This is a genomic window from Dyella sp. SG609 (assembly GCF_012275375.1).
Lineage (GTDB): Bacteria > Pseudomonadota > Gammaproteobacteria > Xanthomonadales > Rhodanobacteraceae > Dyella_D > Dyella_D marensis.
In genome coordinates, this window is sequence record NZ_JAAZQJ010000010.1 from 53,617 (window position 1) to 70,174 (window position 16,558).

At 68.1% G+C, this 16,558-nt stretch carries 17 protein-coding genes; 10 read left to right on the forward strand and 7 right to left on the reverse strand.

What is annotated here, in order from left to right; translation table 11 throughout:
• Positions 1 to 22: 22 nt before the first annotated feature.
• Both FHW85_RS16975 and FHW85_RS16980 read left to right on the forward strand, forming a co-directional pair.
• Complete coding sequence (locus FHW85_RS16975; protein ID WP_168649105.1) at positions 23 to 964, forward strand: ABC transporter ATP-binding protein; 942 nt, start codon at positions 23 to 25, stop codon at positions 962 to 964.
• Positions 961 to 2,070: an ABC transporter permease gene (locus tag FHW85_RS16980; protein ID WP_168649038.1), complete on the forward strand. Its 1,110-nt coding sequence runs from the start codon at positions 961 to 963 to the stop codon at positions 2,068 to 2,070. The genes FHW85_RS16975 and FHW85_RS16980 overlap by 4 nt, the downstream gene beginning before the upstream one ends.
• 96 nt (positions 2,071 to 2,166) lie before the next feature.
• Here FHW85_RS16980 and miaB read toward each other — a convergent pair whose 3' ends face one another.
• Positions 2,167 to 3,495, reverse strand: coding sequence for a tRNA (N6-isopentenyl adenosine(37)-C2)-methylthiotransferase MiaB (gene miaB, locus FHW85_RS16985; protein WP_167252224.1), 1,329 nt, complete (start codon positions 3,493 to 3,495; stop codon positions 2,167 to 2,169).
• 272 nt (positions 3,496 to 3,767) lie between these two features.
• Here miaB and FHW85_RS16990 point away from each other — a divergent pair, with 272 nt between their 5' ends.
• Positions 3,768 to 4,832: a lytic transglycosylase domain-containing protein gene (locus FHW85_RS16990; protein ID WP_246866801.1), complete on the forward strand. Its 1,065-nt coding sequence runs from the start codon at positions 3,768 to 3,770 to the stop codon at positions 4,830 to 4,832.
• A 4-nt stretch (positions 4,833 to 4,836) separates the two neighbouring features.
• Here FHW85_RS16990 and FHW85_RS16995 read toward each other — a convergent pair whose 3' ends face one another.
• On the reverse strand, positions 4,837 to 6,024 hold the full coding sequence (locus FHW85_RS16995; RefSeq protein ID WP_167252222.1) for a trypsin-like peptidase domain-containing protein: 1,188 nt from the start codon (positions 6,022 to 6,024) through the stop codon (positions 4,837 to 4,839).
• Between the two features lie 181 nt (positions 6,025 to 6,205).
• Here FHW85_RS16995 and petA point away from each other — a divergent pair, with 181 nt between their 5' ends.
• The 5 genes from petA (at position 6,206) to FHW85_RS17020 (ending at position 10,040) form a co-directional block, all read left to right on the forward strand.
• Complete coding sequence (petA, locus tag FHW85_RS17000) at positions 6,206 to 6,811, forward strand: ubiquinol-cytochrome c reductase iron-sulfur subunit (protein WP_168649040.1); 606 nt, start codon at positions 6,206 to 6,208, stop codon at positions 6,809 to 6,811.
• Positions 6,811 to 8,115, forward strand: a complete 1,305-nt coding sequence (locus tag FHW85_RS17005) for a cytochrome bc complex cytochrome b subunit (RefSeq protein WP_168649041.1) — start codon at positions 6,811 to 6,813, stop codon at positions 8,113 to 8,115. Before petA ends, FHW85_RS17005 begins: the two co-directional genes overlap by 1 nt.
• Before the next feature lie 13 nt (positions 8,116 to 8,128).
• Complete coding sequence (locus FHW85_RS17010) at positions 8,129 to 8,866, forward strand: cytochrome c1 (protein ID WP_168649042.1); 738 nt, start codon at positions 8,129 to 8,131, stop codon at positions 8,864 to 8,866.
• Positions 8,867 to 8,937: 71 nt separating this feature from the next.
• Entirely contained in the window at positions 8,938 to 9,561 is a 624-nt protein-coding gene (locus tag FHW85_RS17015) for a glutathione S-transferase N-terminal domain-containing protein (RefSeq protein ID WP_167252218.1), read from the forward strand.
• A gap of 53 nt (positions 9,562 to 9,614) precedes the next feature.
• Positions 9,615 to 10,040: a ClpXP protease specificity-enhancing factor gene (locus tag FHW85_RS17020; RefSeq protein WP_167252217.1), complete on the forward strand. Its 426-nt coding sequence runs from the start codon at positions 9,615 to 9,617 to the stop codon at positions 10,038 to 10,040.
• A gap of 49 nt (positions 10,041 to 10,089) precedes the next feature.
• Here the strand turns inward: FHW85_RS17020 and FHW85_RS17025 are convergent, their stop codons facing one another.
• From FHW85_RS17025 to FHW85_RS17040, 4 genes are all read right to left on the reverse strand, one after another.
• Entirely contained in the window at positions 10,090 to 10,500 is a 411-nt protein-coding gene (locus FHW85_RS17025; protein WP_167252216.1) for a DUF3301 domain-containing protein, read from the reverse strand.
• 86 nt (positions 10,501 to 10,586) lie between these two features.
• Positions 10,587 to 11,444 carry a carboxylating nicotinate-nucleotide diphosphorylase gene (gene nadC, locus FHW85_RS17030; RefSeq protein WP_167252215.1) on the reverse strand — a complete coding sequence of 286 codons (858 nt, stop codon included), beginning with the start codon at positions 11,442 to 11,444 and terminating at the stop codon, positions 10,587 to 10,589.
• A 38-nt stretch (positions 11,445 to 11,482) separates the two neighbouring features.
• A complete protein-coding gene (locus FHW85_RS17035) occupies positions 11,483 to 13,756 on the reverse strand; it encodes a DUF1631 domain-containing protein (RefSeq protein WP_168649043.1) in 2,274 nt (757 codons plus the stop codon).
• Between the two features lie 153 nt (positions 13,757 to 13,909).
• Positions 13,910 to 14,182 (reverse strand): Trm112 family protein, encoded by a 273-nt coding sequence (locus FHW85_RS17040; protein WP_167252213.1) that lies wholly within the window; start codon positions 14,180 to 14,182, stop codon positions 13,910 to 13,912.
• Between the two features lie 62 nt (positions 14,183 to 14,244).
• Here FHW85_RS17040 and purE point away from each other — a divergent pair, with 62 nt between their 5' ends.
• Together purE and FHW85_RS17050 are read left to right on the forward strand one after the other, a co-directional pair.
• Positions 14,245 to 14,748 (forward strand): 5-(carboxyamino)imidazole ribonucleotide mutase, encoded by a 504-nt coding sequence (gene purE, locus FHW85_RS17045; protein ID WP_167252212.1) that lies wholly within the window; start codon positions 14,245 to 14,247, stop codon positions 14,746 to 14,748.
• Entirely contained in the window at positions 14,745 to 15,899 is a 1,155-nt protein-coding gene (locus tag FHW85_RS17050) for a 5-(carboxyamino)imidazole ribonucleotide synthase (protein WP_168649044.1), read from the forward strand. Before purE ends, FHW85_RS17050 begins: the two co-directional genes overlap by 4 nt.
• Positions 15,900 to 15,972: 73 nt before the next feature.
• Here FHW85_RS17050 and sodB read toward each other — a convergent pair whose 3' ends face one another.
• Positions 15,973 to 16,551: a superoxide dismutase [Fe] gene (sodB, locus tag FHW85_RS17055; protein ID WP_167252210.1), complete on the reverse strand. Its 579-nt coding sequence runs from the start codon at positions 16,549 to 16,551 to the stop codon at positions 15,973 to 15,975.
• Between the last annotated feature and the right edge of the window lie 7 nt (positions 16,552 to 16,558).

The window sequence follows — 16,558 nt, forward strand, 5'->3', positions numbered from 1 at the left end:
GAACGGCAACGGCGAGTTCGCCATCCGTGCGCGCGGCCTCACCAAGCGCTTCGGCGATTTCACCGCGGTCGATCACGTCGATCTGGAAGTGCCGGCGCGGCATGTCTACGGTTTCCTCGGCCCGAACGGCTCCGGCAAGTCCACCACCATCCGCATGCTGTGCGGCCTGCTTACGCCCAGCGACGGCGAGATCGACGTGCTCGGCTTGAGCGTGCCGCGCGAAGCGGAAGCGCTGCGCAAGCGCATCGGCTACATGACGCAGAAGTTCTCGCTGTTCGACGACCTGGGCGTGCGCGAGAACCTGGAATTCATGGCGGCGGTGCAGGGCGTGCCGAAGGCGCGCACCGCCAGGCGCATCGACGAGCTGATCGAGCAATACCACTTCGGCGATCGCCAGAAACAACTGGCCGGCACCATGAGCGGCGGCCAGAAACAGCGCCTGGCGCTGGCCTGCGCGGTGATCCACGATCCGGAGCTGCTGTTCCTCGACGAGCCGACCAGCGCGGTGGATCCGGAATCGCGCCGCGATTTCTGGGAAAAGCTTTTTGAGCTGACCGACGCCGGCACCACCATGCTGGTCTCCACCCACCTGATGGACGAAGCCGAGCGCTGCCACCGCCTGGCCGTGCTCGACCGCGGCGTGCTGGTGGCCGACGGCACGCCGGCGGAGCTGACGGACCGGCTGCAAGGCCGCACCTTCGTCGTCGCCAGCGCGCAGCCGCGGCGTGCGCAGCAGCCGCTGGCGGAGGCGAAGGACGTGCTCGGCGTGGCCCAGGTGGGCAACGAGCTGCGCGTGATCGTGCGCGAAGGCCTGGCCGATGGCGACGAAGCGCTGGCGCGCCTGCATCAGGTGCTGGCCGAACGCGATCCGCAGGCGCGCATCGAAGCGGTCAAGCCGAATCTCGAAGACGTGTTCGTGGCGGTGACGCGCCAGCAGCGTCCGGGCCAGGAGCGCGCCGCATGAGCTGGCGGCGGCTATGGGCGATCGTGCTGAAGGAGCTGCGGCAGATGAGCCGCGACCGCATCACGCTGGCCATGATCGTCGGCATTCCGGTGATCCAGCTGGTGCTGTTCGGCTATGCGATCAATACCAATCTGCGCGGCCTCGATGCCGGCATCGTCGACCAGGCCAACAGCGCCGGCTCGCGCGCGCTGGTGATGGACATGCTGGCCACCGGTGTGATCGCGCCGGTGGCGCATGCCGATACGCCCGAAGCATTGGTGGCTATGCTGCGCCGTGGCGAAATCAGCATCGGCCTGGTGCTGCCGCCGGATTTCGAGCGCCGCCGCTACGATGGCCGGCAGGTGGCGCAGATCATGGTCGACGGCAGCGACAACGTGGTGCAGAGCGCCGCGGCGCAGCTGGCGCAGGTGCCGGTCGACAGCTCCGTGCCCGATACGCGCGCGCCGCTGGTCAGCACGCCGGCGGCGGGGCCGATCAGCATCGTCAGTTTCTATAACCCGCAGCGGCGCTCGGCGGTGAACATCGTGCCGGGGCTGATCGGGGTGATCCTGACCATGACCATGGTGCTGTTCACCGGCATCGCGATCGTGCGCGAACGCGAGCGCGGCAATATGGAATTGCTGATCGCCACGCCGCTGACCAGCGCCGAGCTGATGGTGGGCAAGGTGCTGCCGTATATCGGCATCGGCCTGCTGCAGGTCACGGTGATCCTGGCCTTGGGGCGCTGGCTGTTCACCGTGCCGATCCACGGCAGCCTGCTGGACGTCTATCTCGCGGCGGGTTTGCTGATCCTGGCCAATCTCACCATGGGCCTGCTGATCTCCACTCGCGCGCAATCGCAGTTCCAGGCGATGCAGATGACCTTCTTCGTGTTCCTGCCGTCGATCCTGCTGTCGGGCTTCATGTTCCCGTTCGCCGGCATGCCGCAGGTGGCGCAGTGGCTGGCGGAGATCCTGCCGCTGACGCATTTCCTGCGGCTGATCCGCGGCATCATGCTGCGCGGGGCGGGCCTGTGGGAGTTGTGGCGCGAGGTGGCGGCGCTGGCGGCGTTCACCGCCGTGATGATGACGGCGGCGATCCTGCGGTTCCGCAAGCGGCTGGATTGAAGGGTAGGTTGGGGTGAGCCGCAGGCGAACCCCAACGGTGCGATGCGTTCGAGTGTCGCGATGTCGGGGTTCGCCTGCGGCTCACCCCAACCTGCGTCATGCGGTGTGCACGCGGCCGCGCAGCGAATTGGCCATGGCTTCGGTGATCACCACGTCGATGAACTGGCCGATCATGCGCGCGTGGCCCGGGAAGTTCACGAAGCGCATGTTCTCGGTGCGGCCGGTGAATTCGTTCGGGTCCTTCTTGCTGGGCTTTTCCACCAGCACGCGCTGCACGCTGCCGACCATGGCCTGGTTGATCTGCCGCGCATTGGCATTGATCGCCGCCTGCAGCCGCTCCAGGCGCTGGTGCTTGACCGCCATCGGCGTGTCGTCGGCCAGGTTGGCGGCCGGCGTGCCGGGGCGCGAGGAGAAGATGAAGGAGAAGCTCTGGTCGAAGCCGATGTCTTCGATCAGCTTCATGGTCTTGTCGAAATCCTCGTCGGTCTCGCCGGGGAAGCCGACGATGAAGTCCGAGGAGATGCAGATGTCCGGGCGCACCGCGCGCAGCTTGCGGATCTTCTGCTTGAACTCCAGCGCCGTGTAGCCGCGCTTCATGGCGGCCAGGATGCGGTCGGAGCCGGCCTGCACCGGCAGGTGCAGGAAGTTGGCCAGCTGCGGCACGTTGGCGTAGGCCTCGACCAGCGAGTCGGAGAATTCCAGCGGATGCGAGGTGGTGAAGCGGATGCGGCCGATGCCTTCGATCTGCGCGATGGCGTGGATCAGCACGGCGAGGTCCGCAGTGCCGCCGTCGTGGGTGGCGCCGCGGTAGGCATTGACGTTCTGGCCCAGCAGGTTCACCTCGCGCACGCCCTGCGCGGCGAGCTGGGCCACTTCGACTACCACGTCGTCGAACGGGCGGCTGATCTCCTCGCCGCGGGTGTAGGGCACCACGCAGTAGGAGCAGTACTTGGAGCAGCCTTCCATGATCGAGACGAAGGCGGTGGGGCCTTCGGCGCGCGGTTCCGGCAGGCGGTCGAACTTCTCGATCTCGGGGAAGCTGATGTCCACCTGCGGCTTGCCGGTGGCGCGCTTGGCCTCGATCAGCTCGGGCAGGCGGTGCAGGGTCTGAGGGCCGAACACCAGGTCCACGAACGGGGCGCGCTTGATGATGGCCTCGCCTTCCTGCGAGGCGACGCAGCCGCCCACGCCGATCAGCACGGGCTTGCCGCCCTGCTTGTGCGCCTTCCAGCGGCCCAGCTGGCTGAAGACCTTTTCCTGCGCCTTTTCGCGGATCGAGCAGGTGTTGACCAGGATGACGTCGGCTTCGGATTCGTCCTGGGTCAGCTCCAGGCCATGCGATGCCTTGAGCACGTCGGCCATCTTGGCCGAGTCGTACTCGTTCATCTGGCAGCCGTGGGTCTTGATGAAAAGCTTGCCGCTCATGGCGCTGGTACCGGTGTAAGGAGGGGCGCTGGGCGCCGAACCGCACAGTTTACGCGCCCGCCGCCGGGCATGCCAGCGAAGGGCCAGTGCGATCAGGGACTTGCGTGAATCCCTGGGGCAGGCCGCACGGGGAGTTTGGCGCGGCGCACGAAACGGCGAGCCGGCGCTTGGCTTGGGTTCTGCCCGGGGGCACACTGCGCGCCATGTCTGATGCCGAGCGACAAGGGGAAAGCTTCGGCTCGTCTTCGCGGGCTTTCCGTATGGCCCCGGCCTTGAGCCGGGCCGCGGCCGCGTGCGCGCTGCTGGGCGGGCTGCTGTGGCTGGCGCCGGTGCAGGCGGGTTCGCTGTACCGTTGCACCGGTTCGTCGGGCGAGACCGTCTACAGCAACAGCGTCCAGGGCTACCAGGGCTGCCAGAAGATCGCCACCGTGGCCGACGTCGCGCCGCGCGCGGCCAGGCCGAAGGCTGCCGCGCCCAAGCCGGTGACGCCCGCCCCTCCGGTGAGTTCGCTGGCCTGGGTGCAAGGCGCGGTGCAGACCTCGGCGAAGGTGGTGCCCGAGCCCTCCCTGGTCGGCGTGCACGGCGACGTGGCCACCTCGGGCCATGCGCTGCCGCCGGCGTCCGCGGCGGCCAAGGGCGAGCCGGGGCAGTGGACGTACAGCGAATCGAAGACTGCCGGCGACACGGTGGCGGCGGCCGCGCCGGCGGCCCCCGAAGGCGACCGCGTGCTGCGCGGCGCGGTGTACCGCGTGACGCGCCCGGACGGCACCGTCGAATACACCAATATGAAGCCGGCCGGCCCTGGCACGCACGCCGTGACCATGCTGTTCACCTATATCTCCACCTGCGTGGCCTGCAACCTGCACTCGCCGATCCGCTGGAACAGCGTGGAGCTCAACCTCACCGCCTATGCGGACACCATCCGCCTGGCCAGCAGCGAGTTCGGCCTGGACGAGGCTTTCCTGCGCGCGATCATCCACGCCGAAAGCGCCTACAACCCGCGCGCGCTGTCGCTCAAGGGCGCGCAGGGCCTGATGCAGCTGATGCCGGCCACGGCCAGCGACATGGGCGTGCGCGACGCCTTCGACGCGGACCAGAACATCCGCGGCGGCGCGCGCTATCTCTCCCTGCTGCTGAAGAACTTCAACGGCGACGAACGCCTTGCCGCCGCCGCGTACAACGCCGGCCCCGGCGCGGTGCAGCGCTACAGCGGCGTGCCGCCGTACGCGGAAACGCAGGTCTACGTGGAACGCGTGGGCACCTTGCGCAAGCGCTACGGCGCGGTGGTGCGTCCGCCGGTGGCCACGGCGCAGGCCACGGGGCCGGGACGCGGCTGAGCGCTCAGCTGTCGAGCGAGGCGGTGGCCGTCAGCGGCGGCCGCTGCGCCGGCGTCACTTCGGTATGGAACGGCGTGCCGTTGCGCAATCCCGACACCTCCACTTTGCTGCCCGGCGGCAGCGCCGCCTCGCGCCGGCGCAGGTCGGCCGGGTCGACGATGTCGTCCTTGCCGATGCGCAGCAGGATGTCGTGCGGCTGGATGCCGGCCTGCGCGGCGGGGCCGCCGGGATAGACGTCGCTCACCTGCGCGCCGCGCGCCGCGGCGGGCAGGCCGCTGTCGGCGGCCACCGGCACGAAGCTGTAGTCGGCGCCGAGCCAGCCGCGCACCACATGGCCGGTGTCGATGATCTGCTCCAGCACCTTGCGCGCGCTGCTGGCGGGGATGGCGAAGCTGATGCCTTCGGCATTGGCGGCCTTGCCGATCAGCAGCGTATTGATGCCGACCAGCTCGCCGTCGGTATTGACCAGCGCGCCGCCGGAGTTGCCCAGGTTGATCGCCGCGTCGGTCTGGATGAAGTCTTCCGGACTGGAGCTGCTCAGCTGGCGGCCGATCGCGCTGATGATGCCCATGGTCACGGTCTGGTTGAGGCCGAGCGGGTTGCCGATGGCCAGCACCACGTCGCCGGTGCGCGCGGGGTGCTCGTCGGCGAAGGGGATGACGGGCGGGTTCGATACGTCGATCTTCAGCACGGCAAGGTCGGTCTCGGCATCCGCGCCGACCAGTTGGGCCTTGGCCACGCGGCCGTCGTAGAGCAGCACCTGGATGTCGTCGGCCTTGGCGATCACATGATTGTTGGTGAGCACATAGCCCTGGCCGCTGACGATCACGCCCGAGCCCAGGCTCTGCTCGCGCCGCTTGTAGATGGCGGGGCGGCCGCCGAACAGGCGCTGCAGCACCGGGTCGGAGTACATCTGCACGCCCTGCTCGGTGACCATCTTGTTTGCGTAGATATTGACCACCGAGGGCGCGGCCCTGGCCACCGCGTCGGCGTAGGAGACCGGTCCGCGCGAACGCCCGCGAATGGTCGGGGCCGACGCGCCGGAACTCGGCGCCTGCGCGCTGTGCAGGCCCACGCCGGCACGCAGCCGGTCGCCCACGCCGGGCCACACCAGGCCGATGACGAAGGCGACCGCCAGCCCCAGGACGACGAATCGGGCGATGAAGGCTAGCGTGCCGACGGCTTGTTTCATGCGGGAGGAGGGCCTTGGCGAAACGCTGGACGGTGGACGGGAGGAGGGGACGGAAAGCGCGCCCGGATCGACGCCGACGCCAGTCCGGTTTTATTGTACGTGGCAGGGGCTGACGCTACACTAACGCGATTTTTGCGACCCCCAAAGTCGCACCTCAATGGCATAAGTACCGGAGAGCCTGATGGCGAACGAAGTCGTCGATCATGGCCGCCGACGGTTCCTCACTGCGACCACGGCTGTGGTCGGTGGTGTAGGAGTCATCGCGGCAGCCGTGCCCTTCATCAAGTCGTGGGAACCGAGCGCTCGCGCCAAATCCGCCGGTGCCCCCGTCACGGTCGACATCAGCAAGATCGAGGCGGGCCAGAAGGTCACTTATCCGTGGCGCGGCCTTCCGGTCTTCGTGGTCAATCGCACCAAGGAGCAGCTGGACGCCCTGCCCAGGCAGGACGGCCGCCTGGTGGACGCCAAGTCCGACGGCAGCTCCGCCGAGCAGCAGCCCAAGTACGCGCAGAACGGCACCCGCTCGATCAAGCCCGAGTGGCTGGTGATGGTGGCGCTGTGCACCCACCTCGGCTGCGTGCCCGACTTCGTCCCGGTGATGAAGCCCGAGCCGTTCGATCCGGAGTGGAAGGGCGGCTTCTACTGCCCCTGCCACAAGTCGCGCTACGACCTGGCCGGCCGCGTCTACGCCGGCGTGCCGGCGCCGAAGAACATGCTGATTCCCCCGTACCACTTCGTGGATGACACGCACATCCAGATCGGCGTGGACCCGAAGGAGGCCGGCTGATGGCTACTGTGTTCTCGCGCATCGGCGATTGGGTCAATGAGCGCGCGCCGAATCTGGCGCCGACCTATCGCAAGCACATGACCGAGTACTACGCGCCGAAGAATTTCAATCTTTGGTACTACTTCGGTTCGCTCGCCCTGCTGGTGCTGGTCAACCAGATCGTCACCGGCATCTTCCTCACCATGAACTACAAGACCAGCGCGGCGGAAGCCTTCGCCTCGGTCGAGTACATCATGCGCGACGTGGAATGGGGCTGGCTGATCCGCTACATGCACTCCACCGGCGCCTCGCTGTTCTTCGTGGTGGTGTTCCTGCACATGTTCCGCGGCCTGATGTACGGCTCGTACCAGAAGCCGCGCGAGCTGGTGTGGCTGCTGGGCATGCTGATCTTCCTGGTGCTGATGGCCGAGGCCTTCATGGGCTACGTGCTGCCGTGGGGCAACATGTCGTTCTGGGGCGCCAAGGTGATCATCTCGCTGTTCGGCACCATCCCCGTGGTCGGCAACTCCCTGGTGGAGTGGATCATGGGCGACTACCTGCCGGCGGACGCCACGCTCAACCGCTTCTTCGCGCTGCACGTGATCGCGCTGCCGCTGGTGCTGCTGCTGCTGGTGGTGCTGCATTTGGCCGCGCTGCACGAGGTGGGCTCCAACAATCCGGACGGCGTCGACGTCAAGCATGGCCCGAAGGGCAACCGCTGGGACGCCAACAAGCCGGCCGACGCCATTCCCTTCCATCCGTACTACACGGTGAAGGACCTGGTCGGCGTGGGCTTCTTCCTGATCATCGCGGCCTTCATCATCTTCTTCGCGCCGACCTTCGGCGGCTGGTTCCTCGAGCACGACAACTTCGTGCCGGCGAACAACCTGGTGACGCCGACCCACATCAAGCCGGTGTGGTACTTCACGCCCTTCTACGCGATCCTGCGCATGATCCCGTCGCTGTTCAGCACCGCCATCTGGGGCGTGCTGGGCATGTTCGGCGCGATCGTGCTGCTGTTCCTGCTGCCGTGGATCGATGCCGGCAAGGTGCGCTCGATCCGCTACCGCGGCACCGGCTTCAAGGTGGCGCTGGGCCTGTTCGTGCTGTCCTTCATCGCGCTGGGCGCGGTGGGCGCGGGCGTGGTGGCCGAGGTGATCCCGGCCTGGTTCGGCAATGTCGACGTGACGTTCTGGGAGAACTCGTTCGGCCGCCTGTGGACCATCGTCTACTTCGGCTTCTTCGTGTTCATGTGGGTCTACACGCGCGGCGGCCGCGAGAAGACCAAGCCGGTCCCGGAGCGGGTGGTGTATGACCATGACTAAGCGGCAATCCCTGATGATGCGCACTCTCTCGTCGATCGCCCTTGCCGCCGGCCTCCTGCTGGGCAGCACCACCTCGGCCGTGGCCTCGGAAGAGGGCGGCCTGCCCTCGGCCGGCACCAACGTGCACGACCAGGCGGCGCTGCAGCGCGGCGCCAAGCTGTTCTTCAACTACTGCGTCGGCTGCCACTCGCTGAAGTTCGTGCGCTACTCGCGCATCGCCCAGGACCTGGGCCTGAGCGAGCAGGACGTGATGGGCAACCTCAACATGACCGGCGCGAAGTTCGGCGATCCGGTGATCTCGCACATGCCCGAGGATTCGGCCGCCACCTTCTTCGGCAAGGCGCCGCCGGATCTCTCGCTGGAAGTGCGCGCCAAGGGCGCCGACTGGGTGTACGGCTACCTCAACTCCTTCTACCTGGACCCGACCCGTCCGGTGGGCTGGAACAACACGGTGTTCCCGAACGCCTCCATGCCCAATCCGCTGTGGGAACTGCAGGGCCTGCAGACCGCGGTGATGCACAAGGTCGACGGTGAGGAAGCGGTCGAGAAGCTGGAGCTCTCGCGCCCGGGCAAGCTGAGCCCGGCCGAATACCAGCAGGCCACGCGCGACCTCACCACCTTCCTGGAATACGCCGCGGAGCCGGCGGCCCTGCAGCGCCAGCACTACGGCATCTGGGTGCTGCTGTTCCTGGCCGGGTTCACCCTGCTGGCGTATGCGCTGAAGAAGGAATACTGGAAGGACGTCCACTGAGACGTCGCTCCTTGGCCCAGCATGCGGCGGCCTAGGCCGCCGCATGCGCTTAGTCGATGGGGAGACCGCGCATGGTTCAAAGCGCACGTTCGCGATCCGTACTGGCCTTGTACTCGACCGCGGATGACATCCAGTGCCACCGCACCCGCCTGGTGCTCGCGGCCAAGGGCGTCAGCTACGAAAGAGTGATCGTCGATCCCGGCAAGCCGCCGGAGGATCTGCTCGACCTCAACCCCTACGCTTCCACGCCCACCCTGGTCGACCGCGACCTCACGCTCTATGGCACCTCGGTCATCTGCGAGTACCTGGACGAGCGCTATCCCCATCCGCCCTTGATGCCGATCGATCCGCTGTCGCGCGCGCGCCTGCGCCTGGCTTCGCTGCGCATCGAGCTGGACTGGCTGCCCGAAGTGGACACCATCCGCGCCGGCGGCCGCCCTGCCGACGCCGCGCGCAAGCGGCTGCGCGAACACCTGCTGGCCTCGCTGCCGCTGTTCAAGGCATCCAAGTTCTTCCTCAACCCGGAAATGAGCCTGGCCGATTGCCTGGTGGCGCCGGTGGTGTGGCGGCTGCCCTGGCTGGGCGTGGACCTGGGCCGCGAAGGCAAGCCGATCCTGGACTACGGCGAACGCCTATTCCATAGCCAGGGCTTTGCGCGCAGTATGACCACCGACGAAAAGGCCATGCGGCCTTGAAGATCAAAGAAGAGCAGTAAAGATCGATGAGCAGTAACGATCCGCATGTACCGATGAGTTCCAATCGCCCGTACCTGTTGCGGGCGATCTACGATTGGATCACCGACAACAACCTCACCCCCTACATCCTCGTCGACGCCGCGCGCGAAGGCGTGCGCGTGCCGCCGCAGGTGGTCAAGAACGGGCAGGTGGTGCTGAACCTGGCGATGCGCGCCGTCGCCAACCTGGATCTCGGCAACGAGTGGATCAGTTTCCAGGCGCGCTTCTCCGGCGTGAGCCATTCCATCCTGATCCCGGTGCACGCCGTGCTGGCGCTGTACGCGCAGGAGAACGGGCAGGGCATGATGTTTCCCGCCGACGAAGGCGGCGACCAGCCGCCGCCGGAACCGCCGTCGGACGACACGCCGCCGCCGGATAGCGGTCCGGATACTGGCGAGAAACCCCGCAAGGGTGCGCCGTTCCTGCGTGTCGTGAAATGAGCCGCTGACGTGAGCCGTGGCGGCGACAGCCGCCGCCACGCCCGATCGATCAATGCAGCCGGGTATCGCCTGACTTCCTGCCGTCCAGGCGTGGACGCAGAGGCACGACGTTGTCCGTCTCCGGCGCGTCGCCGTCATGCTCGGGGATGCGCGTCTCGATGGTCGGCAGGCTCAGGCCGGTCAGCCGGCCCAGCGCCATCCACAGGCGGCCGGGTTCGCGGTCGTCGCCGTCGATGCTCACCTCGAACGCATAGCAGCGTTCGAACACGCGCATGCCATTGAGCTTGCGCAGGCGGACGCTGCGCAGCCCCACGGTTTCGTCCAGCAGCTGCAGCCCGTGGCGCTCGCACTGGCGGCGCGCTTCGGCCGTGGCGATCTCGCGCAGGCGGCTGAGTTTCAGCCATGCCACGATGATGCTTGCCAGGAGCAGCAGCAGGAACATGTCGTCGAATCGGCCCATGCACGCCAGTGTGTGGTCGGCTGGGGCCGCCCGCAAGGTCCACTTGGGTGGGAAAGCGTGGCGCCTGGCGCGCCACGCCTGCAGGCTTAGTCCAGCTGCAGGCGCAGCGACAGGTCGACGGCGCGCACGTGCTTGGTCAGCGCACCCACCGAAATGAAATCCACGCCGGTTTCCGCATAGGTGCGGATGGTGGCGAGGTCCACGTTGCCGGAGATCTCCAGCGGCACACGGCCGGCGGCGATGGCCACGGCTTCGCGCATCAGCGGCGGGGTGAAGTTGTCGATCATGATGCGGTCGACGCCGGCGTCGATCGCCTGCTGCAGTTCGTCCAGGTTCTCCACTTCCACTTCGAGCAGCAGCTTAGGATGCAGCCGCCGCGCCGCTTCCACCGCCTGGGCGATGCCGCCCGCGGCGATGATGTGGTTTTCCTTGACCAGGATCGCGTCGTACAGCCCCACGCGATGGTTATGGCCGCCGCCGCAGCGCACCGCATATTTCTGCGCGATGCGCAGGCCGGGCACGGTCTTGCGCGTATCCAGCACGCGCACCCGGGTGCCGGCGACCGCTTGCACGTAGGTGGCGGTGGCCGTGGCCGTGCCGGAAAGCAGCTGCAGGAAGTTGAGCGCCGAGCGCTCCGCGCTCACCAGCGCGCGCGCCTTGCCTTCGAGCCGGCAGATCACCGAGCCCGGCGCCACGCGCGTGCCGTCGCTGGCTTGCCAGTCGATGCGCACGGACGGGTCGAGGTGCCTGAAGCAGGCGTCGAACCATGCGGTGCCGGCGATCACCGCGTCTTCGCGGCAGGTGAGCGTGGCCTTCGCGTTCGCGTCGGCGGGCAGCAGTTGCGCGGTGGCGTCGCCGCTGCCGATGTCTTCGGCAAAGGCGCGTTCGACATCGGCCAGCACGAGTTCGGCCGGCGGCGGGACTAGCGAAGGGGATGAGGGCATGCCGATATCATCAGGCTGATGTGATCAGCCCGATGTTATCAGGGCGCCGCGGTGGCCGGTTGGCTGAGGCGGCCCACGATGGCGTCGAGCGCGCGATCGAACAGCGCGGTGGATTCGAGCACGCGCGCACGGCCGGCGATGATCTCGCGGGCCAGTTCGTACGGTGCGTAGTCGGCCACTTTCAGGCCGCGCCGGTTGACGAACAGATAGCGGCCGCTCATCGGGCTGACCCAGGACAGCTTGGCGCGCTCGATGGTGTCGCCTTCGGTGGCGAACTCCAGCCAGATGCCCGGCTTCAGCTCGTGCACCATGCGCAGTTCCGGCGTGTCTTCTTCCGCTTCGGGCACGGTTTCCTCGGCCTGCAGCGCGGCTTCGGTCTCGGTGATCGGCTGGATGTTGTCCGGGATCGGCAGCGCCGCGGATTCTTCCGCCGCCTGCACCTCGGCCGCCGGGATCGACTCGCCGAGCTGGTGGCGGTAGTAGGTGTGCAACTGGGCCAGCAGGCGCTCGATGTCGCTTTCCTGGAAGGCCACGTTGGCCAGGCCGCGGCGCAGCGAACGCTCGATGCCGGGCAGCATCTGGCGCAGGATGCGGCGGTCGTCCAGCGAACGCGCGGGGCGCGTGCTGGCGATGAAGTCGTTGACGAAACGCAGCGAGTCGCGGAACTCCGAGGATTCCTCGCCCTGGCGCAGGATCGTCAGCACCATGTAGTTGGCCCAGGCGCGCGACAGGATGCCGTGGATCAGCGGCGGCAGCGAATGGTCGCCGATGCGCGTGAGGATTTCCTTGGCGGCGCGGCGGCGCGCCTGCTCCAGCTTCTCGCGGCCGCGGGTGGACTCGGCCACGCGCTGCTCGGCCAGTTCGGAGCGGCGGCGGCTCTGGTCCTGGAAATCCTGCAGGTCGAGGTTGAGCCGGTCGAAGATGGTCAGGTCGTCGTCGAACTCCTGCAGCAGGGCATCGACGATGGTCTTGACCTTGTCGTGCAGGCGGTGGTCGCGATCGGACTCGGGCGACCAGCCCTTGGCGACGTCGGCCAGGCTGTCCAGCAGGCGGCGGGCCGGATGCTGGCGATGGGCGAACAGCCGGCGGTCGAGGATCGCGGCCTTCAGGTACGGGATCTGCAGGCGCGCCAGCAGCACCTGCATCTCGGCGGGCAGGTTGCGGTCCTCGAGGATGAACTCGAACAGCATGCCGACGAGGTCGATGGTGTCCTCGTCCATGGTGGCGACCTGGCCGGGACGCTCGCCGCGCAAGGAGCCGATCTGCGTGAGCAGCTGTTCCTTGAGGTGGGCGACTTCCTGCATCACCGCCGTGGTGGACGTACCGCCGCGCAGCGGCAGCGGGCTGCCCACGGTGGCGGCCTGGCTCTGCAGCACGCTGAGCGCGCCGATCAGTTCATTGACCGTGGGCACCTGCAGCGGGCCGCCGACCGGGAGGTTTTCCGGCATGCCGCCGCGGCGGGCGCTGAACAGCGTGCGCAGGGTCTGCAGCAACTCGGTGGAGGTGGCGTCGTCGGCCAGCGGCACGTCGCCGATCTGCGCGGCGCCCTGGGCAGCCGCGGCCGCGGCGACGCCGGACGGAGCCGCCGCACCGCCGCTGCGCTGCACTTCGTGGCGCAGCTGCGGCAGCACGCCGGCGCGCACCAGCTCGGTGTTGATTTCCTGGTAAAGCTCGTCGAGCGCGGCCAGCACGTAGCGGTCGAACAGCTTGAAGATGATCAGCTTGACGCGCATTTCCGCCGACAGCTCGCGCATCGCCAGGCGGAAGGCCTGGGTGAGCGAGGCCGGGGCGACCGGGTTGTTCGCATCCTCGACGCGGATGCCGCCGTAGATGACCGACAGGCGCTGGTTCACCGCGTACAGGTCGCGGGTCAGGCGCGTCTCGTTCTTGCCGATCATGCTGGTAATGGCGAGCGATTCTTCCAGTTCGTTGTCGGCGACCAGGGTCAGCTCGACCGAGCCGATCGGCAGCGGCACGCCGGCGGCGGGGTTGGCGTTGGCGCGCTGCTGGGTGGCGAAATCGGCGATGGCGCGGGTGACCGCGGCCAGGAAGGCGCGCTCCACCGCGGGACGGCGCTTGCGCACTTCGCGCATGCCGTCGAAGTAGTGCATCTGGGCGGCGTTGTTCTCGGCTTTCTCGGCCAGGTCGAACAGGGCGTCGTCGACATGCTCGAACATGCCGTTGACCAGCAGCTGCAGGCGGCGCGAGGCGATGTCGCGGACCGTATTCAACAGGGCACCGCCGCGCTCGCTGGAAGGATCCAGGCGCTGACTGAGACTGACGATGTTCGATGGCTCACTGGCGTTGTTCATCGCCACACCCCTGTGTGATGTGCTGCCGTCGTTCCGAGGCGGCTACGCCGACCGCATGACCGGAAACGATACGCGAAAGATCACTGTCATGTCATGCTCAGGTTCGCATCTGGGGACATTGCCGCCGTCCCGCAACCCACCATCCGGCCTGGCTCAGGCCGCCGCGGGGAAATCCCGCAGCTGGGTGGTGCCGATGCCCTCTTCGGGCAGCATCACGGGGATGCCTTCGTCGATGCGGTAGATGACCTTGCGGTCGACCGTGATCAGGCCTTCCTGCAGGGAGGCCTCCACCCGGGCGCCGGCCACGTTGTCGACCTGGCCCTGGGCGATGGCGGCGTTGAGGGCGTCCAGCTCGCTTTTGCCGAGCGGCCGCACCGGGGTCTTGCTGACCGGACAGCAGAGGATGTCGAGCAGGCGCTTGTCCATGTAGGGAGTCGTGTGGTGACGCGGAAAGGTCCGTACAATAGCCCCTTTTGGATGGCCGGACCATGACTTCGACAGGCAAGGCGCCGCTGGTGGGCGTAGTGATGGGCTCCCGTTCCGACTGGGAAACCATGGAGCATGCGGCCAGCGTGCTGACCGAGCTGGGCGTGCCGCACGAAGTGCGCGTGGTCTCCGCGCACCGCACGCCGGACCTGCTGTTCCAGTACGCCGAAGAGGCCCCGGGCCGCGGCATCCAGGTGATCATCGCCGGCGCCGGCGGCGCCGCCCATCTGCCGGGCATGCTCGCGGCCAAGACGCGGCTGCCGGTGCTGGGCGTGCCGGTGCAGTCCAAGGCCTTGAACGGCATGGACTCCCTGCTTTCCATCGCGCAGATGCCGGCCGGCATCCCGGTCGGCACCCTGGCCATCGGCCGCGCCGGCGCCACCAATGCCGGGCTGCTCGCCGCATCCGTGCTGGCGCTGCACGACGCGGAACTCGCCGCCGCGCTGGACGCCTTCCGCGCCCGCCAGACGCAGACCGTGCTGGACAACCCGGACCCCCGCCAATGAGCGCGCGCCGCCAACCCGTGCTGGGCATCCTCGGCGGCGGCCAGCTGGCGCGCATGCTGGCCCTGGCGGCGGCGCCGCTGGGCGTGAAGACCCTGGTGGTGGACAGCGCGCCCGACGCCTGCGCCGCCCAGGTCGCGCCGCTGCTGGCGGCGGACTGGACCGACTACGCCGCGCTGGAAGGCTTCGCGCGCCAGGTCGACGTGGTCACCTTCGATTTCGAGAACGTGCCGGCCGAAACCGCGCACTGGCTGGCCGAGCGCGTGGCGGTGTTTCCCGCTCCGCGCGCGCTGGCGGTGGCGCAGGACCGGCTGGCCGAGAAGACCCTGTTCCGCGAGTGCGGCCTGGACACGCCGGCCTTCATGGCGGTCGACACCCGCGCCGATCTCGATCGCGCCCTGGCCACGGTCGGCGCGCCGGCCATCCTCAAGACGCGCCGCCTCGGCTACGACGGCAAGGGCCAGTTCCGCCTGCGCAGCACGGCCGACGCCGACGCGGCCTGGGCCGCGCTGGGCGCGCAGGCCGCCGCGCATGGCCTGATCCTGGAAGCCTTCGTGCCGTTCGAGCGCGAGCTCTCGGTGGTGGCGGTGCGTGGCCGCGACGGCGATTTCCGCACCTGGCCGCTGACCCAGAACTGGCACACCGACGGCGTGCTCTCGCTCAGCCTGGCCCCGGCGCCCGCCGTCGGCGGCCTGCAGCAGCGTGCCACCGCGCTGGCCCGCACGCTGGCCGAGCGGCTGGAATACGTGGGCGTGTTCGCGCTGGAACTGTTCGTCAAGGACGGCCAGCTGCTCGGCAACGAGATGGCGCCGCGCGTGCACAACTCCGGCCACTGGACCATCGAGGGCGCCATCACCAGCCAGTTCGAGAACCACGTGCGGGCCGTGCTCGGCCTGCCGCTGGGCGACACCGGCGCGCGCGGCCTGTCGGCGATGTTCAACTGGATCGGCGAGCTGCCCGACGCCGCGCCGGTGCTGCGCGCGGTCGATGGCCACTGGCACGACTACGGCAAGCAGCCGCGCCCGGGCCGCAAGGTGGGGCATGCAACGGTGTGCGCGACGGATGCGCAGTCGATGGCGCAGCGGCTGGCCGACCTGGCCGGCGCGCTGGAGCGCGACGCGCAGGCGGAGCCCGCGGTGCGCGTGCTGGGCTGACCGGCCGCGCGGCAGGCACCACAAAAAACGGAGCCGTCGCCGGCTCCGTTTTTTTATGCGAACCCTGGAAGGATCAGGCCAGGTTCTTGGCCGCGAAGTCCCAGTTCACCAGGTTCCAGAACGCTTCCACGTACTTCGGGCGGGCGTTGCGGTAGTCCACGTAGTAGGCGTGTTCCCACACGTCGCAGGTCAGCAGCGGCTTGTCGCTGCCGGTGATCGGCGTGGCGGCATTGGAGGTGTTGACGATGCCGAGCGAGCCGTCCGGACGCTGCACCAGCCAGGTCCAGCCGGAACCGAAGTTGCCGACCGCCGACTTGGAGAACTCCTCCTTGAACTTCTCGAACGAGCCGAAGGCCTTGTTGATGGCGTCGGCCAGCTTGCCGCTGGGCTCGTTGCCGCCCTTGGGGCTGAGGCTGTTCCAGTAGAAGGTGTGGTTCCACACCTGGGCGGCATTGTTGAATACGCCGCCGGACGACTTCTTGATGATGTCTTCCAGCGAGGCGTTCTCGAACTCCGTGCCCTTGATCAGGTTGTTGAGGTTGGTCACGTAGGCCTGGTGGTGCTTGCCGTAGTGGTACTCCAGCGTCTCGGCGGAGATGTGCGGCTCGAGCGCATTCTTTTCGTAGGGCAGGGGGGGGAGTTCGAACGCCATGGGAGGC

Bases quoted from the DNA above. Each gene is read 5' to 3' on its own strand.
- petA (WP_168649040.1), top strand. From the start codon at position 6,206: ATGGCGAACGAAGTCGTCGATCATGGCCGCCGACGGTTCCTCACTGCG.
- FHW85_RS17005 (WP_168649041.1), top strand. From the start codon at position 6,811: ATGGCTACTGTGTTCTCGCGCATCGGCGATTGGGTCAATGAGCGCGCG.
- nadC (WP_167252215.1), bottom strand. From the start codon at position 11,444: ATGCCCTCATCCCCTTCGCTAGTCCCGCCGCCGGCCGAACTCGTGCTG.
- FHW85_RS17015 (WP_167252218.1), top strand. From the start codon at position 8,938: ATGGTTCAAAGCGCACGTTCGCGATCCGTACTGGCCTTGTACTCGACC.
- FHW85_RS17035 (WP_168649043.1), bottom strand. From the start codon at position 13,756: ATGAACAACGCCAGTGAGCCATCGAACATCGTCAGTCTCAGTCAGCGC.
- purE (WP_167252212.1), top strand. From the start codon at position 14,245: ATGACTTCGACAGGCAAGGCGCCGCTGGTGGGCGTAGTGATGGGCTCC.
- sodB (WP_167252210.1), bottom strand. From the start codon at position 16,551: ATGGCGTTCGAACTCCCCCCCCTGCCCTACGAAAAGAATGCGCTCGAG.
- miaB (WP_167252224.1), bottom strand. From the start codon at position 3,495: ATGAGCGGCAAGCTTTTCATCAAGACCCACGGCTGCCAGATGAACGAG.
- FHW85_RS16980 (WP_168649038.1), top strand. From the start codon at position 961: ATGAGCTGGCGGCGGCTATGGGCGATCGTGCTGAAGGAGCTGCGGCAG.
- FHW85_RS17025 (WP_167252216.1), bottom strand. From the start codon at position 10,500: ATGGGCCGATTCGACGACATGTTCCTGCTGCTGCTCCTGGCAAGCATC.
- FHW85_RS17050 (WP_168649044.1), top strand. From the start codon at position 14,745: ATGAGCGCGCGCCGCCAACCCGTGCTGGGCATCCTCGGCGGCGGCCAG.
- FHW85_RS17040 (WP_167252213.1), bottom strand. From the start codon at position 14,182: ATGGACAAGCGCCTGCTCGACATCCTCTGCTGTCCGGTCAGCAAGACC.
- FHW85_RS16995 (WP_167252222.1), bottom strand. From the start codon at position 6,024: ATGAAACAAGCCGTCGGCACGCTAGCCTTCATCGCCCGATTCGTCGTC.
- FHW85_RS17020 (WP_167252217.1), top strand. From the start codon at position 9,615: ATGAGTTCCAATCGCCCGTACCTGTTGCGGGCGATCTACGATTGGATC.
- FHW85_RS17010 (WP_168649042.1), top strand. From the start codon at position 8,129: ATGATGCGCACTCTCTCGTCGATCGCCCTTGCCGCCGGCCTCCTGCTG.